Origin of the sequence: Luteibacter pinisoli (assembly GCF_006385595.1) — a bacterium.
Taxonomy (GTDB): domain Bacteria; phylum Pseudomonadota; class Gammaproteobacteria; order Xanthomonadales; family Rhodanobacteraceae; genus Luteibacter; species Luteibacter pinisoli.
In genome coordinates, this window is record NZ_CP041046.1 from 4,377,760 (window position 1) to 4,396,826 (window position 19,067).

The window sequence follows — 19,067 nt, forward strand, 5'->3', positions numbered from 1 at the left end:
GAGCTCGCCCTGTCAGAGCGGATCGGTCAGCTCAAAGCGAATCGGCAAATCCGACGTATAGCGCGGCGCACGATCGGCCGCGGCGAAACGCCAGTTACGCACCGCCTCCTCCGCCGCATCATCCAGCGACGGATCGCCACTGGAACGGCCTACCGCCACGGCGGTGACATCACCCTGCGGGGTGACAGTAACGCTCAGCACCACCTGGCCTTCGCGATGCGCGCGCAGGGCTTCCATCGGGTAACGCGGCGACGGCATGTACACCGGCACCAGCGGCTCCGCTGCCGGCTCGGCCGCTGCGGCCGTGGCCGCGGCGCGATGGATCACCGGGTGCGCGGCCAGGTCGACGACGGCACGCGTGCGCAGGCGCTCCGGCGGCGTGGCCGCGGGGGTGCGCCGCGACGGCGGCTGGGACAGCAGGTCCTTCGCACTGCCTGGCATCACCACTTCGGCCAGGCGGCGCGTGGCCGGTGCGCGTTCGTAGGTAAGCGCCGTCAGGAAGCTCGTCCCGGCAATGCCGATGAGCAGACCGATGGCGCTAAGCGAGGTACTGGTACGAAGTGCGAGCATGCGAAACCGTGATCAGGGACGTTCGAGGATCGCCGTGACACCCATGCCACCGGCGGTGCAGATCGAGATCAGGCCACGGCCCGACCCTTTCTGCTCCAGCATTTTCGCCAGCGTGGCCACGATTCGCGCACCCGTGGCCGCGAACGGATGGCCCGCCGCGAGGCTGGAACCGTTGATGTTGAGCTTTGCCGGATCGATCGATCCCAGCGGGGCGTCGAGGCCCAGCCGGTTGCGGCAATAGTCTTCGGATTCCCATGCACGCAGCGTGCACAGCACCTGGGCGGCAAACGCTTCGTGGATTTCGTAGAAGTCGAAATCCTGCAGCGTGAGGCCGTGGCGCTTCAGCATGCGCGGCACCGCCACCGTCGGCGCCATCAGCAGGCCTTCGCCATGCACGAAGTCCACCGCCGACACTTCGGCATCGAGGAAGTACGCCTGGATGGCCAGGCCACGCGCGGCGGCCCAGTCTTCCGAGGCCAGCAGCACCGCCGCCGCGCCATCGGACAGGCCCGTGGAGTTACCCGCGGTGAGCGTGCCCTGGCCCGAGGTCTTGTCGAACGCCGGCTTCAGCGACGAGAGCTTCTCCAGCGTGGAATCCGCGCGCAGGAAACCATCGCGCTTGAGGCCACGGAACGGCACCACCAGGTCGTCGAAGAAACCGGCGTCGTAGGCGGCACCGAGCTTCTTGTGGCTGGCGAGCGCGAGCTCGTCCTGCTCCACGCGGCCGATGTGCCATTCCTTCGCCATGCTCTCGCAGTGGTCGCCCATCGACTTGCCCGTGCGCGGCTCGGCCACGCCCGGGAAGGAGGGCTTCAGTTCCTTCAGCGAGAAGCCGCGCGTGGCGACCTGGAATTTCTCTTTCAGGCTCTTCGCACGGTTCAGCGCCAGCAGGCGCTTGCGAAACTTCTGGCCGTAGACGATGGGCACGTCGCTGGTCGTGTCCGAGCCGCCGGCGATGCCCGCCTCGATCTGCCCGGTGGCGATCTTGTTGGCAATGATGATCGCGTTATCCAGCGAGGTGCCGCAGGCGCGCGCCGTGGTGATGCCCGGCGTCGTCGGGGCCAGGCCCGATGACAGGACGGCCTCGCGGGCCACGTTCCAGTCCGACGAGTGCTTGATCACCGCACCCATCGCCACTTCGCCCAGCTCCACGCCGTGCAGGCCGAACTTTTCAACCAGCGACCCGAGCACCTTGACCGACATGCCAAAGTTGCCGACATCCGCATACGCGGTGTTGTTGCGACAGAAGGGAATGCGGACACCACCGACCACACCCACGCGCTTTTGCGACTTTTCCATGCTCTAGGGACTGTCCGAAACCTGATAGGGATGCCCGACCGGCTAATGATCGAAGCCAAAGGGGACGCGGACGCCGACGTTCGCCGACGAACCGGGTATCGGCAAGGCTAACCCGCATCCCCTCACAACGAAAGGGCAAACACGGCCAATGGTAGAATTGCGTTCCTTTGCCGTTGTGGAAATGCGTCGTGTCCGAGCCGCTGATCGCCTGCCCCGCCATCCTGGCGCTGGAACTGGTCCCGGGCGAAGCCCCCGATCGGCTTGAGCTCACCCGCGACGAAGCGCAGGAGCTGGCCGCCCTGATGGCCCAGGACCTCAGCGCCCTGCTGCCCGGCGTGGAAGCCTCGCGCTTCGCCGTGGCCGGCGCCCTGTTCGATGGCGTGGAGCTGCTGCGCCCCGGTTTCCCGGTGTTCGCCACCCTGGAAGAGCTGGCCCGCCGCGTGCCGCGCGTCACCACCCAGGGCGGCGTGGTCGCCTTCGGCACCCACGAAGGCCACATGCCCGCCCAGCCCCTGGTGCCGGACCCGCGCTACGCCGGCGGCCCCATGCGCCTGGTGCCGTGGGTGCTGCTGGCCCCGGAAGAGCTGGCCGAAGAGCTCACCCAGGCCATGGAAGTCCAGCTGGTGGGCAAGGGCGAAGCGGGCTCGCTCACGGCGGATTTCCTCATGCGCACCCTGGGCATCCGCCTGGAGCACGCCCGCTACCTCAGCCGCGACGACCTGCTGGCCCTCACCTGCGTGCAGTACGAGCACGTGAACCTGGCCCCGCTGTGGACCATGCTCGAGACCGCCCTGCTCACCCCCTATAAGGAAGAGACGGCGATGGGTTCGCGCGGCCTGCCCCTGCATTACGCCGAGGGCCGGGTCAGCGTGCCGGGCATCGCCGGCTGGTTCGCCCGCGACGGCATCCAGCGCGACAACCCCACCCACGAGCTGGCCGGCACCCTGTTCGAGCTGCGCCAGTACGCCGCCCTGCTCGCCGCCCACCACGTGCCCCTGCACCTGGAAGGCGACCCCGCCTCCTCCGCCGGTTACCTGGTGGAAGCCCTGGCCGAGGCCGATCCGGCCCTGCCGGCGCCCCAGCTGTACGCGCATGAGGCCGCCGGCCTGGGCATGGCCGCCGTCACCGTGGCCCAGCCCGCGCCGGGCAAGGCCCGCGTCCTCGCCCACGGCTACCCGCTTGAGCCGAATGCCCTGGCGCCGATGCTCGACGCCCTGGCCACCCGCTTCGGGACGGACCGTGAGCTCCAGGCCCTGGGCCGGGTGATGCTGGATGCCAACGGGGCGCTGACAGCCCCGGCACCCGCCCTGCACTGACGCGGCTCTTCACAACCGCCGATATACGATGAACCCACCCGAGCATTAAAGTGGGTTCATTGCCCCGCTGGCCTCCCCATGCGCCTCCCCGCTTCACCCGACGAGCTCGCCCCGGCTGACTGGCCCGCCTTTATCCATGCACGCGCGCCCGCCATGGTGGCGTACGTCGGCACGGACCAGCGGTTCCGTTACGCCAGCCCGGCGTACTGCGCGTGGATGGGCCTGGGCGACGCGCCGGTGGAAGGCCGCACGCTGCGCGAACTGATTCCTGCCGCGCTGTACGAGCGCATCGAGCCAGGCGTCGTCGCCGCGCTCGCCGGCAGCACGATGATCACCGACCGCGAACTGCGCCGCGAAGACGTCGAGCGCTTCGCCCAGGCCAGCTTCTCGCCGGATGTCGACGACGAAGGCAACGTGCGCGGCGCCTTCGTGGTGCTCGCCGATATCTCCGACCGCCGCGCGCTCGAAGCGCGCCTGAAGGAAAGCGAGCGGCGTTTCTCGCAGGCCTTCCGCCACGCCGCCATCGGCATGGCGCTGGTGATGCCCGACGGCCGCTGGCTGCAGGTAAACGACGCCATCTGCGGCATGCTCGGTTACGCCGAAGACGAACTGCTCGCGCTCAGCTTCCAGGACATCACCCACCCGGATGACCTCGTCGCCGACCTCGGCCTGCTCCAGCAGGTGCTCGATGGCGAACGCGCCTCGTACCACATGGAAAAGCGCTACCTGCACCGCGAGGGGCACATCGTCCATGCGCTGCTCACCGTCTCGCTGGTGCGCGACGAGCGCAGCGAGCCGCTGTATTTCGTCTCGCAGGTGCAGGACATCAGCGAGCGCAAGGCCTTCGAAGACGCGCTGTTCCGCGAGCGCGAGCTGGCCGAAGTCACGCTGAAATCCATCGGCGACGCGGTGATCACCACCGATCCCGAGCTGATGGTCACCTCGCTCAACCCCATCGCCGAAGCGATGACCGGCTGGTCCACGCATGAAGCCGTGGGCCGGCCGATGGACGACATCTTCCAGCTACGCGATCCGCTGACCCGCCGCCCCATCGCCAACCCGCTGCGCACGGCGGTGCAGAAGAACACCATCATCGGCCTCACCACCGATGCCATCCTCGTCCACCGCAATGGCTTCGACAGCCCGATCGAGGATTCGGCCGCGCCGATCCACGACCACGCGGGCAACGTGGTTGGCGGCGTCGTGGTGTTCCATGACGTCAGCGAAACGCGCGCGCTCGCGCTGAAGATGGCGCACCTCGCGCACCACGACACGCTCACCGGCCTGCCCAACCGCGCGCTGCTGCAGTCGCGCATGGAGTTCGCGGTGACGGTCGCCACGCGCCGTCGCCAGCGTTGCGCCCTTCTGTTCGTGGACATCGATCACTTCAAGCAGATCAACGACAGCCTCGGCCACGCCGCCGGCGATGCGTTGCTGCAGGAAGTCGCGCGACGCATCCGCTCGGCCGTGCGCGCCGACGACACCGTCAGCCGGCTCGGTGGCGATGAGTTCGTGGTGCTGCTGCCGCACGTGGACGACGCCGTGGATGCCACCGACGTGGCCGAGAAGGTGCTACAGGCGTGCAACGAGGCGATCGGCCTGGAAGCCTCGGCGCTGGCGATCAGCTTCAGCATCGGCATCAGCCTGTTCCCGGACGACGCCTACGACGCCGAATCCATGCTGCGCAACGCCGACACCGCCATGTACGAAGCGAAGATGCAGGGCCGCAACGGCTACCGCTTCTTCAACCCGAGCATGAACGAGCGCAACACCGCGCGCGTGCGCATCGAAGTGGAGCTGCGCAAGGCGCTGGCCCGCAACGAACTCAGCCTGCACTACCAGCCCAAGGTCGACGTGGACCTCGGCACCATCGTCGGCGCCGAAGCCCTGCTGCGCTGGCAGGTGGATGGCGAGGATATCTACACGCCCGAGCAGTTCATTCCCGTGGCCGAGGATTGCGGCCTCATCGTGCCGATCGGCGAATGGGCCCTGCGCGAAGCCTGCCGGCAGACCAGGGAATGGTCGCAGACGTACCGCCCGCTGTCCGTCTCGGTGAACGTCTCCGCGCTGCAGTTCCAGCACACGCGTTTCTTCGAATCGATGCAGGCCATCCTCGTCGAAACCGGCCTGCATCCCACGCTGCTTGAGCTGGAAGTGACCGAGCGCACGGTGATGGAAGGCGGCGACCACATCGCCGACCTGCTGCACCGGATCAAGGCCGAAGGCGTCTCACTCAGCCTCGACGACTTCGGCACCGGCTATTGCAGCCTTGCGTACCTGAAACACTTCCCGGTGGATACGCTGAAGATCGATCGCGCCTTCATCCGCGACGTCGCCTGGGACAACGACAGCGCCGCCATCGTCAGCGCCATCATCGCCATGGGCAAAGGCATGAACAAGATGGTGCTCGCCGAAGGCGTGGAAAGCGTCGAACAAGCCAGCTTCCTCGGCAACGCCGGCTGCACGCAAATGCAAGGCTTCCTCTTCGGCCGCGCCGTCCCCGCCCGCGACTTCGAAGCGCGCATCGCGCAGGTCGACCAGGGCCTCCGGCTGGCCTAACGCTTCAATTCGGCTTCATACATGAAGTAGTGGCAGCGCTCCATGCCAAGGCCACCATACGTCGCCTGCGCCCGGCTGTTTTCCGTCTCCACGTATAGGCGCAACCCCACCGCCCCCGCCCCTTCCGCCATCGCCTTCACATGGTGATACATCCCGCGGAACACCCCGGCCCGGCGCGCCTCCTGTGCCACATACACACTCTGCACCCACCAGAAGTCCCCACAGCGCCAGTCACTCCACTCATACGTGACCAGCAGGCAGCCCACCGCGACACCGTCGAGTTCCGCAACGAGATAAAACCCGCGACGCGGCTCATCAAACACCGCGCGCACGCCACGGCCGATCGTCTCGGGATCCAGCCGCTTCTCTTCCGTCTCCCACGCCATCGCGATGTTCCAGCGGGCGATGTGGTCTGCGTCTTCCACCGACGCGCGGCGTACGTAAAGCGACATGGTCAGAGTTCCGTCGAGGGGCGCCGTTTGCGCGAGGCACCCAGTTTACGCGTCAACGTATTGCGGCCCACGCCCAGCGCGATCGCCGCCTGCTGGCGGTGGCCGTCGGTGGCGATGAGGGCGGCCTGCAGCAAGGTCTTGTCCATGGACTCGCGGGCGCGGGCGTGGATGTCCGCTTCGCCCTGGGCCAGCGCATCCTGCGCCCACAGGCGCAGCGCTTCGGTCCACTCGCCGCTGCGGGTTTCGCGGGCAGGCAGCGCGCCGAGGTCCGCGGTCTGGATTTCCACGCCGGGGGCGATCACCGCCAGGCGGCGGCAGAGGTTTTCCAGTTCGCGGACGTTGCCGGGGTAGTCGCGCTGTTCGATCAGCTTCAGGGCGCCGCGCGAGAAGCGCTTCGCGGGGAGATTCAGTTCCACCGAGGCCTGGGCAAGGAAGTGCCTGGCCAGCAGCGGGATATCACCGCGCCGCTCGCGCAGGGACGGCAGCGGAATGCGCACCACGTCCAGGCGATGCTTCAGGTCCGCACGGAACAGGCCCTGCAGCACCCGCGCTTCCAGGTCCTGGTGCGTGGCGGCGATGATGCGGACGTTTCCGTGCATCAGCTCACGCCCGCCCACGCGGTAGAACTCGCCGCCGGCCAGCACGCGCAGAAGGCGTGTCTGCAAACCGAGCGGCATGTCGCCGATTTCGTCGAGGAACAGCGTGCCGCCATCGGCCTGTTCGAAACGGCCCGCCACGCGACGCGTGGCACCGGTGAAGGCCCCCGCTTCGTGGCCGAACAGTTCGCTTTCGAGCAGCTCGGCGGGGATGGCGGCGGTGTTCAGGGCGACGTAGGGCTTGCCGGCGCGGGCGCTTTCTTCATGCAGCGCGCGGGCGACGAGTTCCTTGCCGGTGCCGGTTTCGCCGGTGATCAGCACGTTGAGGTCGCTGGCGGCGACGCGACCGATCAGACGGAACACTTCGCGCATCGCAGCGCTTTCGCCGATGAGGGCGTGGGCGTCGGCACGCTGCGCGGGGACGATCACTTCCTCGCGTGCGGCAGCCAGTGCGCGCTCCACGGTTTCCACGGCGTGGTCGAGGTCGAAGGGCTTGGCCAGATAATCGGCGGCGCCGGCGCGATACGCCGCGGCGGTGGTGGCCACGTCGGTGAAGGCGCTCATGACGATCACCGGGCCGATGTTGCGGCGGGTGAGGTCTTCGAGCAGGCGCAGGCCGTTTTCGCCGGGCATGCGCACGTCCGTCACCAGCAGGGCCGGACGGCTCTCTTCCAGCGCGGCACGTACCGCATCACCGGCGCTGAACTCACGCACGGCATGCCCAGCATCGCGCAGGGCTTCGGCCAGCACAAAGCGCACGCCGCGGTCATCGTCGGCGATCCAGATCTCACTCATGCGGACGCTCCATCGGGAGGTACAGGGAGAACACGGTGTCGCCCGGGTGGCTCACGTAGCGGAGGTCGCCGCCGTGCTCCAGCGCGATCTCGCGCGAGAGCGCCAGGCCCAGGCCCGTGCCGTCGGGACGGCCGCTCACCAGCGGATGGAACAGGATGTCGCGCAGTTCGTCGGCCACGCCGGGGCCGTCGTCGAGCACGTCCACGCGCAGGGCCGCGCGAACGGTGCGCTCGCCCAGCCGCGCGCCGTGCTCAATGCGGGTACGCAGGGTGATGGTGCGAGCCCCGGCTTCGGTGGCGTTGCGGGTGAGGTTGAGCAGCACCTGGAGCAGGCGGTCGTTGTCGCCGGAGACGTCCGGCAGGCTGGGGTCGTAGTCGTGGCGGACGCGCGGGGCGTCGGCTTCGGCGGTGACCAGGCCTTCGAGGCGTTCGAGCAGTTCGTGGATGTTGACCGGGCCGATCCGCGCCGCGCCGCCGTGGCGCAGCAAACCGTCGGCGAGGGCAGCGAGGCGGTCTGCCTCTGAGATCACCATGGCGGCCAGGCCGCGCAGGTCCGCATCGGCCAGCCGGCGCTCCAGCAGCTGCGCTGCACCACGCAGGCCAGCCAGCGGATTCTTCACCTCGTGGGCGAAGCCGCGGAGGGTGGCGGAGAGCGGGGTGTCACCCCCATGCAGGTCGGTCGCCAGGGGGTGGACCTCGACCAGCACCCGACCATCGCCGATGGGCTGGAGGGAGAGGTCTGCCGTGACATCGCGGCCCCGTGCCACCCCGAAGCTGACCCCACGAAGGTTGAAACCACGGCCTTCGGATAGGGTGCGCTCCAGCTGGCTGGCCAGGGCGGGCTCACGCATCAGCTGGGCCAGGGGCTGGCCGACGGCCGTTCGGGGGCCGACATCCAGCACCTCACCGAGGGCAGGGTTGATCCAGGCGACGCGCAGGTCCGGGCCGACAACGGCGATGCCGGTACCCAGCAGGGTCAGAAGCTCGGTGTGATCGGGTGCATCCATTGCACCAATTTAGGGAGCGTTTTGCTGCGGTGCAACTGGAGGGATTCCTAGGGAGTTGTAGCTTTTCGAGCCAGCCCTCTATCTCCTTGACACCGCACGGGCGGCCGATGGCCCGGACAGCCTCTAGGACCTGATCTCGCGGCGATCCAGATATGGGAGGCGCGCGTCCAGGCCTATCTCAACCAGCCCCTGTTCATCCAGTCTCCTGTGTTCGCGGAGGCCGCTACCAACGCCAACGATGCTCGTAGAGCAGCTTCAACCCGATAGGATCTTCGGGTCCGCGACAATAACCTCATGATCACCATCAATCGCGCCCGGGGTATCCGAGTAGTGCTCATGGTCACGCCCGGTTCCCGCTTCTTGTTTTTCGGCTTGGGAAAGGAAGAACTGGGCCAGCGAACGTAGTTGCTCCGGGCCAGCGAGAAACGTGACCTCGTCCATGGTCAACAGAGTGTCTGGAGCCATCTTCGAACGACCGAAAAGCTTCATTTGACCTTTCCTAAGTGAGCAAGGGTGATCAGGCGCGCGGAACGTTATCCCCCCGCGACATCTTAGTCAGATCCGAGCCATGGTCCAGTTGCCGATGCTGAGCGATGCACCCTCACTCATGCGAGCCTGCCCACATCGACCACCGCCTGCGCAAACGCCTTCGGAGCCTCCTGCGGCAGGTTGTGCCCGATGCCGCCATTGAGCGTGCGGTGCTCATGCATACCCGTGAATTTCGATGCGTACATCGAGGGTGCCGGGTGGGGCGCACCGTTGGCGTCGCCTTCCATGGTGATGGTTGGCACCGCGATCGAGGGGGCCTGTGCAAGCTTGGCCTCGAGGACATCGTATTTCGATTCGCCCTCCGCGAGACCCATGCGCCACCGGTAGTTATGGATCACGAGCGCAACGTGGTCCGGGTTATCAAACGCAGCGGCGCTGCGCTCGTAGGTGGCATCGTCGAAGGCCCACTTCGGGGAGGCGAGCTTCCAGATCAGCTTGTTGAAGTCGTGGCGGTTGGCCTCGTAACCTGCCCGGCCGCGCTCGGTGGCGAAGTAGAACTGGTACCACCACTGCAGCTCATCACCTGGAGCCAGTGGCTTCTTCCCCGCCTCCTGGCTGCCGATGAGGTAACCACTGACCGCGACCAGCGCCTTCACACGCTGCGGCCAAAGCGCCGCGACGATGTCCGCGGTACGCGCACCCCAGTCGAATCCGCCAAGGACCGCCTTGCGGATTTTCAGTGCATCCATCAGGTCGATGATGTCAGTGGCCAGCGCCGCGGGCTGGGCATTGCGCGGCGTGGTGGTATCGATGATCCGGGTGCTCCCGTAGCCACGAAGGTAGGGGATGACCACCCGGTACCCGCTGGCTACCAGGATCGGCGCGACATCGACGAAGCTGTGGATGTCGTAGGGCCAACCGTGGAGGAGGATGACCACGGGGCCGGTGGCTGGCCCCATGTCGACATAGCCGACGTCCAACGAACCGGCGCGGATCTGCTTCAGCGGTGGGAAGGCCGTGCCGCCCAAAGCGACTCCCGTGGCGCTGGCACTTCGCACGGCGGAAGCGGGTGACGCAGCGGCGATGCTTGCCATACCCAGCTGGCCAGCGGCCATGGCGAGGGCGCTCATGCCGAGGAAGCGACGCCGGGTGAAGATCTGATCGGATGACATGACGGATCCTTCTTTAGCGAAGCGACTTGAAGGCAGCGCGGATTTCTTCCACGAACAGCTGGGGCTGCTCCCATGCGGCGAAGTGGCCACCCTTATCGACCTCATGGAAGTAGTACATCGAGGGGTAGGCACGCTGCGCCCAGCTCTTCGGTGCCTGGTAGATTTCGCGCGGGAACACGGTGATAGCCACGGGCACCTTGATCTGCCGGGTCTTCTGCGCCTCGGCGCTGAAGTTGTTGTTGTTGTTCTCCCAGTAGAACCGCGAAGCCGAGGCACCCGTGTTGGTCAGCCAATACAAGCTGATATCGTTCAGTATCTCGTCACGGCTGAGCACGCCTTCGGGATGCCCACGGTTGTCGCTCCACTGGACGAACTTCTCGTACATCCACGCGGCCTCGCCGGCGGGAGAATCAGCAAGCGAATAGCCGATGGTCTGGGGTCGGGTGACCATCAATGCGCCGTAGGCGGCGTTGCGGCCGAAGAAGCTACTGAGGGAGTCGAAGGCGCGTTTCTCGTCGGGCGCCAGGCCGGCCGGCGCAGGCTCGCCACCGAAGATGGGCTTCACGAGCTCGGGCGGCACGGTGGCCGGCATGTTCAGGTGGATGCCCAGTAGCCCGGCAGGTGCCTGGCGTGCCAATGCATCGGAGATGACCGAGCCGTGGTCGCCGCCCTGCGAAACGTAGCGGTTGTATCCAAGGCGGTGCATCAACGTGTCCCATGCCTTCGCGACACGGTCCGGTCCCCATCCCGTGCCCTTGGGCTTGCTCGAAAAGCCATAGCCCGGAATCGCGGGGATCACGACATCGAAAGCATCCTCCGCCTTGCCACCATGTGCAGTGGGGTTCACGAGCGGGTCGATCGTCTTGAGGAATTCGGCTGGCGAGCCCGGCCAGCCATGGGTGAGGATGAGGGGCAAGGCGCCGGGCTGCTTCGAACGAACATGGATGAAGTAGATCTCCTCACCGTCGATCGTTGTGACGAACTGCGGTAACGCGTTGAGTTGTGCCTCGAACTTACGCCAGTCATAGCCCTTTCCCCAATACTCGACGAGGGCCTGTACCTTGGAGAGCTGGATGCCCTGGGCATCGTCGGCGACCGTCTCCTTGTCGGGCCACCGCGTATCGCCAATACGTCGGCGAAGGTCGGAAAGATCTTTGTCCGATACATGGACGTGGTAGGCACGAACCGTTGCATCGTCGCCGACCGTTGTAGCAGCGGCCGCAGCATGGGCGGACATGGGGATGGCGATCCCCGCCAGGGTCAACGCCAGGATCATTGCGCGCATCAGGATGACTCCACGATCGAAGGTAGGGGAATGGGGGGCACGCTCAGAGCGTGAAGCCGCCATCGATGGTCAGGCTTGCACCAGTGACGTAGGCCGCGTCGTCCCGCAGGAAATAGGCAACGGCGCCTGCGATTTCCGAAGGATCGGCGACACGCTTCTGTGGGCTACGCTCGATCAGGTACTCCAGGAACCCGGAGGTAATGTCGGTCTTGGTCGGGCCGGGCTGGACGTTGTTGACGGTGATCCGTCGCGGCGCCAGGTCCAGCGCAAGCCCCTTTACCATCGCGGCGACCGCCGCCTTCGTGAGCTGGTAGACGCTGGATCCAGGCGAACCAACACCGTTGACGACATTGCTACCGATGGTGACGACGCGACCACCATCCTTGAGCAGCGGAACGCTGGCCTGAATGGACAGGAAGACTCCTCGCACGTTCACCGCCAGCATCTGATCCAGGTCACTGATGCTCACCTCGCCTACCTGGCCGGCTTTGTAAATTCCTGCATTCACCACCACGGCATCGATCGCGCCGAAACGAGCGTGGGCGGCGGTGGCCGCATGCTCGATGGAGGATGCGTCCGTGGAGTCGGCAAGGATGGCCAGTGCATTCCCGCCTAGCGCGGCCACTTCGTCGACAAGCGCTCCGGCTGCGTCGGGCCGGGATACATACGTGAACGCGACGTCGTATCCATCTTCGGCGAGGCGCTTCACGATGGCGGCACCGATGCCGCGTGAGCCGCCATACACAAGTGCTGTCCTGCCTTGGTTCGTAAGGTTGTTCATAGCGATGCCTCCTGGTTCGCGACGACGCCCGCGACGGATACCTCGATGGACACGTCGATGTTTCCGCGGCTGGCCTTCGAGTAAGGGCAGGTGCGGTGGGCCGTATCGACGATGGCGCGAGCGGTGGTCTCGTCGACCCCGGGCAGGCTGACGGTGAGCCGCGCCTGGAGGAAGTAACCGCCGGTACCGGTGCCGAGGTCTACTTCAGCGTCCACGGCAGTGCCCTGCGGCAGGCGCAGCCTGCGCTCGGCGGCGGCGAGGCCCATGGCACCGATGAAGCAGGCCGACCAGCCGGCGGCGAAAAGCTGCTCGGGGTTCGTGCCTTGTCCCTGCCCGCCTGGCGGTGTCAGCATGATGTCGAGGGCGCCATCGGCGCTACGTGCCCGGCCGTCGCGACCGCCGGTCGTGTGGGTCTTGCCCGTATAGAGAACGGTGTCGATCTGGCTCATGGTCATGGGTCCGCAGTGAGGGCCGTTGCCGGCCGGTGGACACATGAGACGACGGTGGCGTATCCCCCATGTGTCGCCACGCATGCCAAAACGTATCGCAGTGTGTCGTGCGGCCGGGCCGGGTACGTTTCGATACAAAGCGGCGCCCGCACTAGGGCTCAGAGGACGGAGACGCCCTTGAAAAAGTCATTGGAGATGGGCTGTCCTGGTGCCGTGTTTGGATCGGTGCAGGACCCGAGGTCAACCCACCGGAACCGAAGTGTCCCGGAGTGGACGTTGACCGTGCAATGGTGGCCTCTCGCCGCGCCATACATGGACCGTAGGGTGGTGCCATCCTTGTCGAGCGCCCATGGGCCAAGATGAACCTTGGCGAAGCTCTGGCCGAGCCGGTGGCCGCGCCGGCCCCGGTAGCTTGACCGGCCCTCGCTGGAGGTCACGGTCGCTTCAAACGTGGCCGGGGGCGCACGGTCGTAACGGACATCGGTCAGCACGAGACCGCTGCCAATCCACAGGGTCGTCAGGGCAAGATAGACGAGCCAGCGGGTGCCGCTTTCCCGCTCATCAATGCGGGTCATTCGGTCAAGAACGCTGGCGATGGGGACGGCGCAGACCACGGCGATGAGCCACACCTGCCATGCGTCGAGCAAGGTCCAGTCGAGCGCGCGCCAGACGAGCATCAAGGGACTGAGCATGAGCCCGCCCACGGTCAACTGGCCTTGGCCGTTCCGGAATAGGAGGTCAACCGCCCCATAGGTGAACCAGCAGGCCATGGCCCCGATGGGCGGCAGCGCCGCGAGGACCATAAGCAGGGCCCAATAGCCCCGGCTGCCCATGGTGTCGGGGAGCCAGGCGACGAAGCAGAGGGCAGCAGCAAGCAGATTGAGGATGACGCACCATATCTCCCAGCGGCCAGCCTTCGCCCTTCGGGCCTTTGCATCCCTCCCCCAGCGCGGATCCTGCTCCCAGCCCTTTTTCTCCTCTGCTCGAGCTTCGGCCTGGAGGTCGGGGGTCTCTGCAAGCCAGGTTTCCCGTTCAACCCGTCGGCGCACGGCATCCGGCACCACCACGCGGTCCCCTGCCTTCGTCTCGATGACAAGGTCCGTCGTCCGGGTCGCCGCCGCAGTCTGGTGGCGGTAACCCTTGACGTCTTCCCGCCGCACGCGGGTCGTGCTGAAGGGGCGGTGGATGGTTATGCCGTCCCGGTCCACCTCGACCCGGAGAAACAAGGCCCGTCCAGCGAGGAAGGCCGTTGCCAGGGTGGTGAGCCCAACAAAGGAAACGCCTGCCCAATCCCTTGGAGGACGTGCCTGAACCTCCTTGAGTAAAAACGCGAGAAAGGCGAGGGCGGCAAGGAGCACGATGGCCCAGAGCACTCGCATCAGCGGGCTGGGAGAAATGGAGTCTACCGCGCGTCCCTTGGGTCGACGCGCCGATGTCATCGCCGCCCCTGGCGCACTAATTCCGCCCAATGACCCATTGCGCCCCTCCCTGGCTTTTAGTGTCGAGATTTTGGTACAGCCCGCGACGGGTCGCAAGTTCTTGCTACCGGAAAGCTGCCCTGGTCCGACCGAAACAACCATGGGCCTGCACCAACAACGGGAATCCGTCCAAGAGGGAGGCACTCCGGTGGGGTATCAATGACCTGCCAGGTAATCGCGACGTCGCCGCCTCCTCTGTAGCCTTTAGGGTGTCCACGCCACCCAAATGTGATCGAGCAAATAGCGGATGACCCAACAAGCGATTCCCCGCCATACCGCTGATACTCCGCGACGGTGACCGACGACTTAGCTATTCCTCCCTGGTGACAACGGTTGGGACGTCATGAAAATAGTCATTCTCGTCGTTGATGGCGTTTTCGATTCCGGTCTATCCGTGTTGCTGGACACGTTCGCCACCGCAAACGAACTGGCGTCCGGCCTGGGGATCACGACTCCGCCCTTCAGCGTGGAGATCGTGGGAGCAGGACAAAGCGTCCGCACGGCCCTCGGCTTCACAGCCGCAGTCGAGCCAGCCAGCGGGGTTCAAAAGCCGGATTGGGTCGTCGTGCCGGCAGTCAACGTCAAGCAACCAGACGAGTTGATTGAGACGTTGGGCCGCGAGGACGTCCGTGAAGCCATCGCGCATCTGCGCGCGTGGCACGCTAACGGCATTAACGTGGCAGGAGCCTGCGTCGGAACCTTCCTCCTGGCCGAAGCAGGCTTGCTCGATGACCAGGAAGCGACAACCTCCTGGCCGATTGCCCCGGTGTTTCGCCAACGCTATCCCAAGGTCAGGCTAGACGAGACGCGAATCATCGTCGCTGCGGGCAGTGTCGTGACGGCGGGAGCCACCATGGGCCATCTCGATCTCGCCTTCTGGCTGGTACGCCAGGCGAGCCCCGACATCGCTGCGCTTGTCGCGGGCGTCATGCTCATCGACAAGCGGCCGACCCAATCGAAGTACATCAAGCCCGAGCTCCTCGCTCGTGCCGACCCACTGGTGGAACGTTTTGAGCGATGGGCTCGCGGACACCTTGCGACGGGATTCTCGCTCCAGGACGCGGCGAGTGCACTGGCCGTTACGCCTCGCACACTGCAGCGCCGAACCGGGGCGGTGCTCGGAAAGTCGCCGCTCGCCTTTTTCCAGGACTTGCGTGTGGCGCGTGCGCAGCACCTTGTGTCCATGGGCCAGGATATCGAGTCCATCGCCACCGAGGTCGGCTATGCAGAATCCGCGACCTTGAGGAGTTTGCTGCGACGTCGAACCGGACGGACCGTGCGCGAACTACGTGCCGAACTCCAATAGAACGCCCCTGGATGTCGGTCGAAAAAATTGTCGTAAATGATCCGACGAATGTCTTGAACGACGATAGTTCCGATGAGGCGTGCTGCGTACATTGTGCTTGTCGATTCCGACAGCAAACCCCTACGGAGACAGCACATGAAAGTTTTGGCCATCGGTACGTTGAAGCCTTTCACTGAAGAACAGGGCAAGCGGATCTTCCCGCACGAAGTGCCCGCCACCCTCCAGCTCTACCTGGACGGAAAGATCGAACAGCACTGGCTGCGTGACGAAATGAAGGGCGCGGTATTCCTTCTGAACGTCGAGTCCCTGGACGAAGCCAAGAAACTCATTGGTGATCTTCCCCTTACCAAGGAGAAGCTCCACTCGTTCGATTACCTGCCTGTCGGTCCGCTGCTTCCTCTCGGCATGCTCATCAGCTAAGTCAGCGATCTTCGATCTTTCCGCCCCGCAAACATTGAACCCACTTAAAGACATGAGGTGATTTATGAGTGCTTATGTGATCTTCGTCGTGCACAGCGCTCACGACAAGGCATTGCTCCAGAAGTATCGCGATGAAGCGATCCCGGTCGTCAAGAGCCAGGGCGTGAAGTTCTTTGCCGGCCCCGTGATCGTCGATGCGATGGAAAACGGTCCCGTGGACTCCAGCGTCGTGCTTGAGTTCCCGACCGTCGAAGAAGCGAAGGCCTGGTACAAGTCCGCTGAATACGGCCCCCTCAAGGCGATGCGCCAGGCCGCGGCCACGAGCACCGTGTTCATCGTGGAGTCGTGGCCCGAAGGGCTCTAACGTCAGGTGCGACCGACATGGCGGTCGTCATGTCCCAGCTCGGCTTTAGCTGATCGGCAGCATGGCTACGGCGCTCACCTGGGGCGCCGTAGCGCGCTACGAACCGCGCTTCCGGGAACGGGAACGCAGGCCAGAACCCAAAGGCGACTGACCGAAAGGTCCGCCCGATTCCCCTTTTTTGGGACGGCCGCGCATAACGAACGATGACCAAGCCCACCCCGACGATTCTCATCCTCGACCCTCACCGTGAGCTGGCCGAGATGGCGGGCGAGGTCCTCATTTCCCGGGGTTTCGAAGTAGCCGTTGCCGAGCACTTCGAGGCAGCCGTTTCTACACTCGAAGCGGCTCCCACCATTCGCGTGGCGGTCTGTCACGCGACGCTGCCATCTGACGCAAGGGGCAACGCTGTCCCCATCCTTCACACGCTGGCTGAGAGGGAAGACATTGCCTTGGTGGTCATATCCTCACGTCCTTTCGAGGAAGTGCCCGGGATTCCCTCCAGGGCGGTCTTGCTTGCCAAGCCGTTCGGTGCGCGCGAGCTGCTTGATGCGATCACTGAAGCAAGCCATCGTGGATAGGGTGAACTAGACAGCTCTACCGGGACGTCACCATCACTTTTTACGGTTCCTGCGCCACTCGAGGCGAACGTCTCGGGAGTCTTCGCCCACCAGCGTGACATCCCGCATCAGATCCCGATCGGTGACGCCCCAGACCCTCGTCCAGTAGTTAATGCTCGTTGGCTGGTGATATCGACTCGCAGATGGCAATCAGGAGCTGGTGGTCCGTGCCTTTTGAACATCAGACGCTCCCAGGATTCAATTGCCTTTTGGGCCACGGCCGACGGCAGATTTCGGATTTCATGGACGTGGGAGCTATGCCAATCCATCCTGACCAAGCCAGACTTTCCGGGACATAACCGCGGCTATACATCGCCGGATTTCAGGGCATGGTCAAAGATCTACCGAGGCATACCGCTCGACCATCAAATCGATCAGCACTCGCACTTTTCTTGGCGTGTGCTGACTTTGTGGTCGCACCACGAAAATGCCAACGTCGGGAAGCGTGTAGCGGGTCATGATCGGTAGCAGCCTGCCGTCCTGGACGTAGGGATCGGCGATCATCGCTCCCATCGCCACAATGCCCAAACCCGCTGCCGCAGCTTCCGTAAGTACGTATGCATTGTCTGCCATGAAGCGTCCCTGCGGGTTTACCGTGAAGCTCTGGGTTCCGTCACTGAAAACCCAGCTATTCGTGCCGGCCGTGATCGCCGCGTGCTTGAGTATGTCACCCGGATACTCAGGCGCGCCGTTTTCCGCAATGTATTCGGGACTTGCATAGAGGCGCATAGGGAGCGACCCGATCTTCCGGGCAACGAGGTTCGAATCAGGCATATAGCCGACGCGGATGGCGCAGTCAAAACCCTCGGCGACGAGATCGACATACTGATCCGAAAACCTTGTGTGAATACTTAGAGCCGGATGCCGCCGGGCAAATTCCGCAAGCGCAGATGCGAAGTACGTGCCGACAGAAGCTGGACCGGCGATCCGGAGCAATCCTCGGATATCGCCGTTAGGAGACATTTCATCGCGTGCCGCGTCGATCCGTGCGCAGATGTCTGCCGCCTGGTCCCGGAATGACATGCCCGCTTCAGTCAGGACTGCGCCGCGGGTGGTCCGCGAAATCAACTCTGCACCCAGCTCCTCTTCGAGTCTCAGGAGGCGCCGACTGACGATCGACTTTGCAAGGCCCAGGCGCCGGGCCGCGGAGTTTATTCCGCCTGCATCGGCCACCTCGACGAATATCCGAAGATCCTCGATTTCCATGGTCCCCCTCGTCTCCGTGACGGCCTCCCAAGGCCGGACGGCGTTCTGGTTTCAGGAACACAGGGTAGCATTTCACTGGCGGGTGGTAGGACGAGATGACGGATCGCCATCATTCGGCAGTTTTGGGCGGCGCCGCCAAGGTGTTCCTGAAAGCGCACCCCCGCAGAACGGTCTCGCTATCTAGTGGCGGGCCTTCAACTGCGTCACATTGACTTCGCCGACAACGAGATTGCTCCGGGCAATCTTCCCCAAATGAGCGAAGGAAAATCTGATGTCAACCGCCGCCGCCAAACCTAAGATCGCCCTCATTATCGGATCAACGCGCGCCGCACGCTTTGCCGACGTTCCTGCGCAATGGATGCTCAAGCAGGCCCAGGCCCGCGAGGATATGGATGTCCAGCTGCTCGACCTCCGTGATTTCAGCCTGCCCTTCTTCGATGAGGTCGCATCGAGCGCGTGGGTGCCGAGTCAGAGCCCGGAAGCCGTGCGCTGGCAGCAAACGCTCGCCGGATTCGACGGCTTCATTTTCGTCGTCGCTGAGTACAACCATTCCCTGACCGCTTCTCTGAAGAATGCGCTAGATCATGCTTACACGGAGTGGAGCCACAAGCCCTTCACCGCCATTGGCTATGGCGGCGTCGGTGCGGCCCGCGCCATCGAACACCTGCGCTTGATTGGGATCGAGATGCACATGGTTTCGACCCACGCCGCCGTGCACATCGGTGGCAGCGACTTCTTCACGATCTTTCCCGCTGTCGGGAACCAGCCCATTGAGACGATCGAACAGAATCTGCTCCCCGCGGCGACCACGGCGCTTGATGAGCTGGTTTGGTGGGCCAAGGCCACCATGGCCGCCCGTGCCGGGACAGCAGCCCGTACCGAAGCGGCCTGACTCACACCGATCGGT

General features: G+C 64.9%; 20 protein-coding genes. 7 read left to right on the forward strand and 13 right to left on the reverse strand.

Annotated features, from left to right (window positions below; all coding sequences use genetic code 11):
* Window positions 1-12: 12 nt before the first annotated feature.
* Complete coding sequence (locus FIV34_RS19815) at window positions 13-570, reverse strand: energy transducer TonB (protein ID WP_139985202.1); 558 nt, start codon at window positions 568-570, stop codon at window positions 13-15.
* A 12-nt stretch (window positions 571-582) separates the two neighbouring features.
* Window positions 583-1,869 carry an acetyl-CoA C-acetyltransferase gene (locus FIV34_RS19820; RefSeq protein WP_139985203.1) on the reverse strand — a complete coding sequence of 429 codons (1,287 nt, stop codon included), beginning with the start codon at window positions 1,867-1,869 and terminating at the stop codon, window positions 583-585.
* Between the two features lie 188 nt (window positions 1,870-2,057).
* On the opposite strand from FIV34_RS19820, the gene FIV34_RS19825 reads away from it, so the two are divergent.
* Together FIV34_RS19825 and FIV34_RS19830 are read left to right on the forward strand one after the other, a co-directional pair.
* The gene (locus FIV34_RS19825; RefSeq protein ID WP_246058695.1) at window positions 2,058-3,185 is read left to right on the forward strand and encodes a hypothetical protein; all 1,128 of its coding nucleotides are present in this window, start codon (window positions 2,058-2,060) and stop codon (window positions 3,183-3,185) included.
* A gap of 78 nt (window positions 3,186-3,263) precedes the next feature.
* Complete coding sequence (locus FIV34_RS19830; protein WP_139985204.1) at window positions 3,264-5,744, forward strand: sensor domain-containing protein; 2,481 nt, start codon at window positions 3,264-3,266, stop codon at window positions 5,742-5,744.
* Here the strand turns inward: FIV34_RS19830 and FIV34_RS19835 are convergent.
* The 9 genes from FIV34_RS19835 to FIV34_RS19875 all read right to left on the reverse strand — a co-directional run bounded on the left by FIV34_RS19835 (window position 5,741) and on the right by FIV34_RS19875 (window position 14,208).
* Complete coding sequence (locus FIV34_RS19835) at window positions 5,741-6,196, reverse strand: GNAT family N-acetyltransferase (protein ID WP_139985205.1); 456 nt, start codon at window positions 6,194-6,196, stop codon at window positions 5,741-5,743. The genes FIV34_RS19830 and FIV34_RS19835 overlap by 4 nt on opposite strands.
* A 2-nt stretch (window positions 6,197-6,198) precedes the next feature.
* Window positions 6,199-7,587, reverse strand: coding sequence for a nitrogen regulation protein NR(I) (gene ntrC, locus FIV34_RS19840; protein WP_139985206.1), 1,389 nt, complete (start codon window positions 7,585-7,587; stop codon window positions 6,199-6,201).
* Window positions 7,580-8,593 (reverse strand): two-component system sensor histidine kinase NtrB, encoded by a 1,014-nt coding sequence (locus tag FIV34_RS19845; protein ID WP_139985207.1) that lies wholly within the window; start codon window positions 8,591-8,593, stop codon window positions 7,580-7,582. The genes ntrC and FIV34_RS19845 overlap by 8 nt, the downstream gene beginning before the upstream one ends.
* Before the next feature lie 255 nt (window positions 8,594-8,848).
* Window positions 8,849-9,082, reverse strand: a complete 234-nt coding sequence (locus tag FIV34_RS19850) for an Imm32 family immunity protein (protein WP_139985208.1) — start codon at window positions 9,080-9,082, stop codon at window positions 8,849-8,851.
* A 116-nt stretch (window positions 9,083-9,198) separates the two neighbouring features.
* Entirely contained in the window at window positions 9,199-10,254 is a 1,056-nt protein-coding gene (locus FIV34_RS19855; RefSeq protein WP_139985209.1) for an alpha/beta hydrolase, read from the reverse strand.
* A gap of 13 nt (window positions 10,255-10,267) precedes the next feature.
* Window positions 10,268-11,539, reverse strand: a complete 1,272-nt coding sequence (locus FIV34_RS19860; protein ID WP_246058696.1) for an epoxide hydrolase family protein — start codon at window positions 11,537-11,539, stop codon at window positions 10,268-10,270.
* Window positions 11,540-11,582: 43 nt separating this feature from the next.
* Complete coding sequence (locus FIV34_RS19865) at window positions 11,583-12,320, reverse strand: SDR family NAD(P)-dependent oxidoreductase (RefSeq protein WP_139985211.1); 738 nt, start codon at window positions 12,318-12,320, stop codon at window positions 11,583-11,585.
* Window positions 12,317-12,769 (reverse strand): organic hydroperoxide resistance protein, encoded by a 453-nt coding sequence (locus tag FIV34_RS19870; RefSeq protein WP_139985212.1) that lies wholly within the window; start codon window positions 12,767-12,769, stop codon window positions 12,317-12,319. Before FIV34_RS19870 ends, FIV34_RS19865 begins: the two co-directional genes overlap by 4 nt.
* Before the next feature lie 158 nt (window positions 12,770-12,927).
* Window positions 12,928-14,208, reverse strand: a complete 1,281-nt coding sequence (locus tag FIV34_RS19875) for a hypothetical protein (RefSeq protein WP_139985213.1) — start codon at window positions 14,206-14,208, stop codon at window positions 12,928-12,930.
* Between the two features lie 382 nt (window positions 14,209-14,590).
* Here FIV34_RS19875 and FIV34_RS19880 point away from each other — a divergent pair, with 382 nt between their 5' ends.
* The 4 genes from FIV34_RS19880 to FIV34_RS19895 all read left to right on the forward strand — a co-directional run bounded on the left by FIV34_RS19880 (window position 14,591) and on the right by FIV34_RS19895 (window position 16,915).
* Window positions 14,591-15,553 carry a GlxA family transcriptional regulator gene (locus tag FIV34_RS19880; protein WP_139985214.1) on the forward strand — a complete coding sequence of 321 codons (963 nt, stop codon included), beginning with the start codon at window positions 14,591-14,593 and terminating at the stop codon, window positions 15,551-15,553.
* A gap of 135 nt (window positions 15,554-15,688) precedes the next feature.
* Window positions 15,689-15,973, forward strand: coding sequence for a hypothetical protein (locus tag FIV34_RS19885; RefSeq protein ID WP_139985215.1), 285 nt, complete (start codon window positions 15,689-15,691; stop codon window positions 15,971-15,973).
* A gap of 64 nt (window positions 15,974-16,037) precedes the next feature.
* Window positions 16,038-16,337, forward strand: coding sequence for a DUF1330 domain-containing protein (locus tag FIV34_RS19890; protein WP_139985216.1), 300 nt, complete (start codon window positions 16,038-16,040; stop codon window positions 16,335-16,337).
* A gap of 203 nt (window positions 16,338-16,540) precedes the next feature.
* Entirely contained in the window at window positions 16,541-16,915 is a 375-nt protein-coding gene (locus FIV34_RS19895) for a response regulator (RefSeq protein WP_139985217.1), read from the forward strand.
* Between the two features lie 33 nt (window positions 16,916-16,948).
* Here the strand turns inward: FIV34_RS19895 and FIV34_RS21565 are convergent, their stop codons facing one another.
* Window positions 16,949-17,104 carry a DUF3606 domain-containing protein gene (locus tag FIV34_RS21565; protein ID WP_139985218.1) on the reverse strand — a complete coding sequence of 52 codons (156 nt, stop codon included), beginning with the start codon at window positions 17,102-17,104 and terminating at the stop codon, window positions 16,949-16,951.
* A gap of 183 nt (window positions 17,105-17,287) precedes the next feature.
* The gene (locus tag FIV34_RS19905; protein ID WP_139985219.1) at window positions 17,288-18,160 is read right to left on the reverse strand and encodes a LysR family transcriptional regulator; all 873 of its coding nucleotides are present in this window, start codon (window positions 18,158-18,160) and stop codon (window positions 17,288-17,290) included.
* Window positions 18,161-18,431: 271 nt separating this feature from the next.
* Here FIV34_RS19905 and FIV34_RS19910 point away from each other — a divergent pair, with 271 nt between their 5' ends.
* Window positions 18,432-19,052, forward strand: a complete 621-nt coding sequence (locus tag FIV34_RS19910; RefSeq protein WP_139985220.1) for an NADPH-dependent FMN reductase — start codon at window positions 18,432-18,434, stop codon at window positions 19,050-19,052.
* Window positions 19,053-19,067 lie beyond the last annotated feature (15 nt).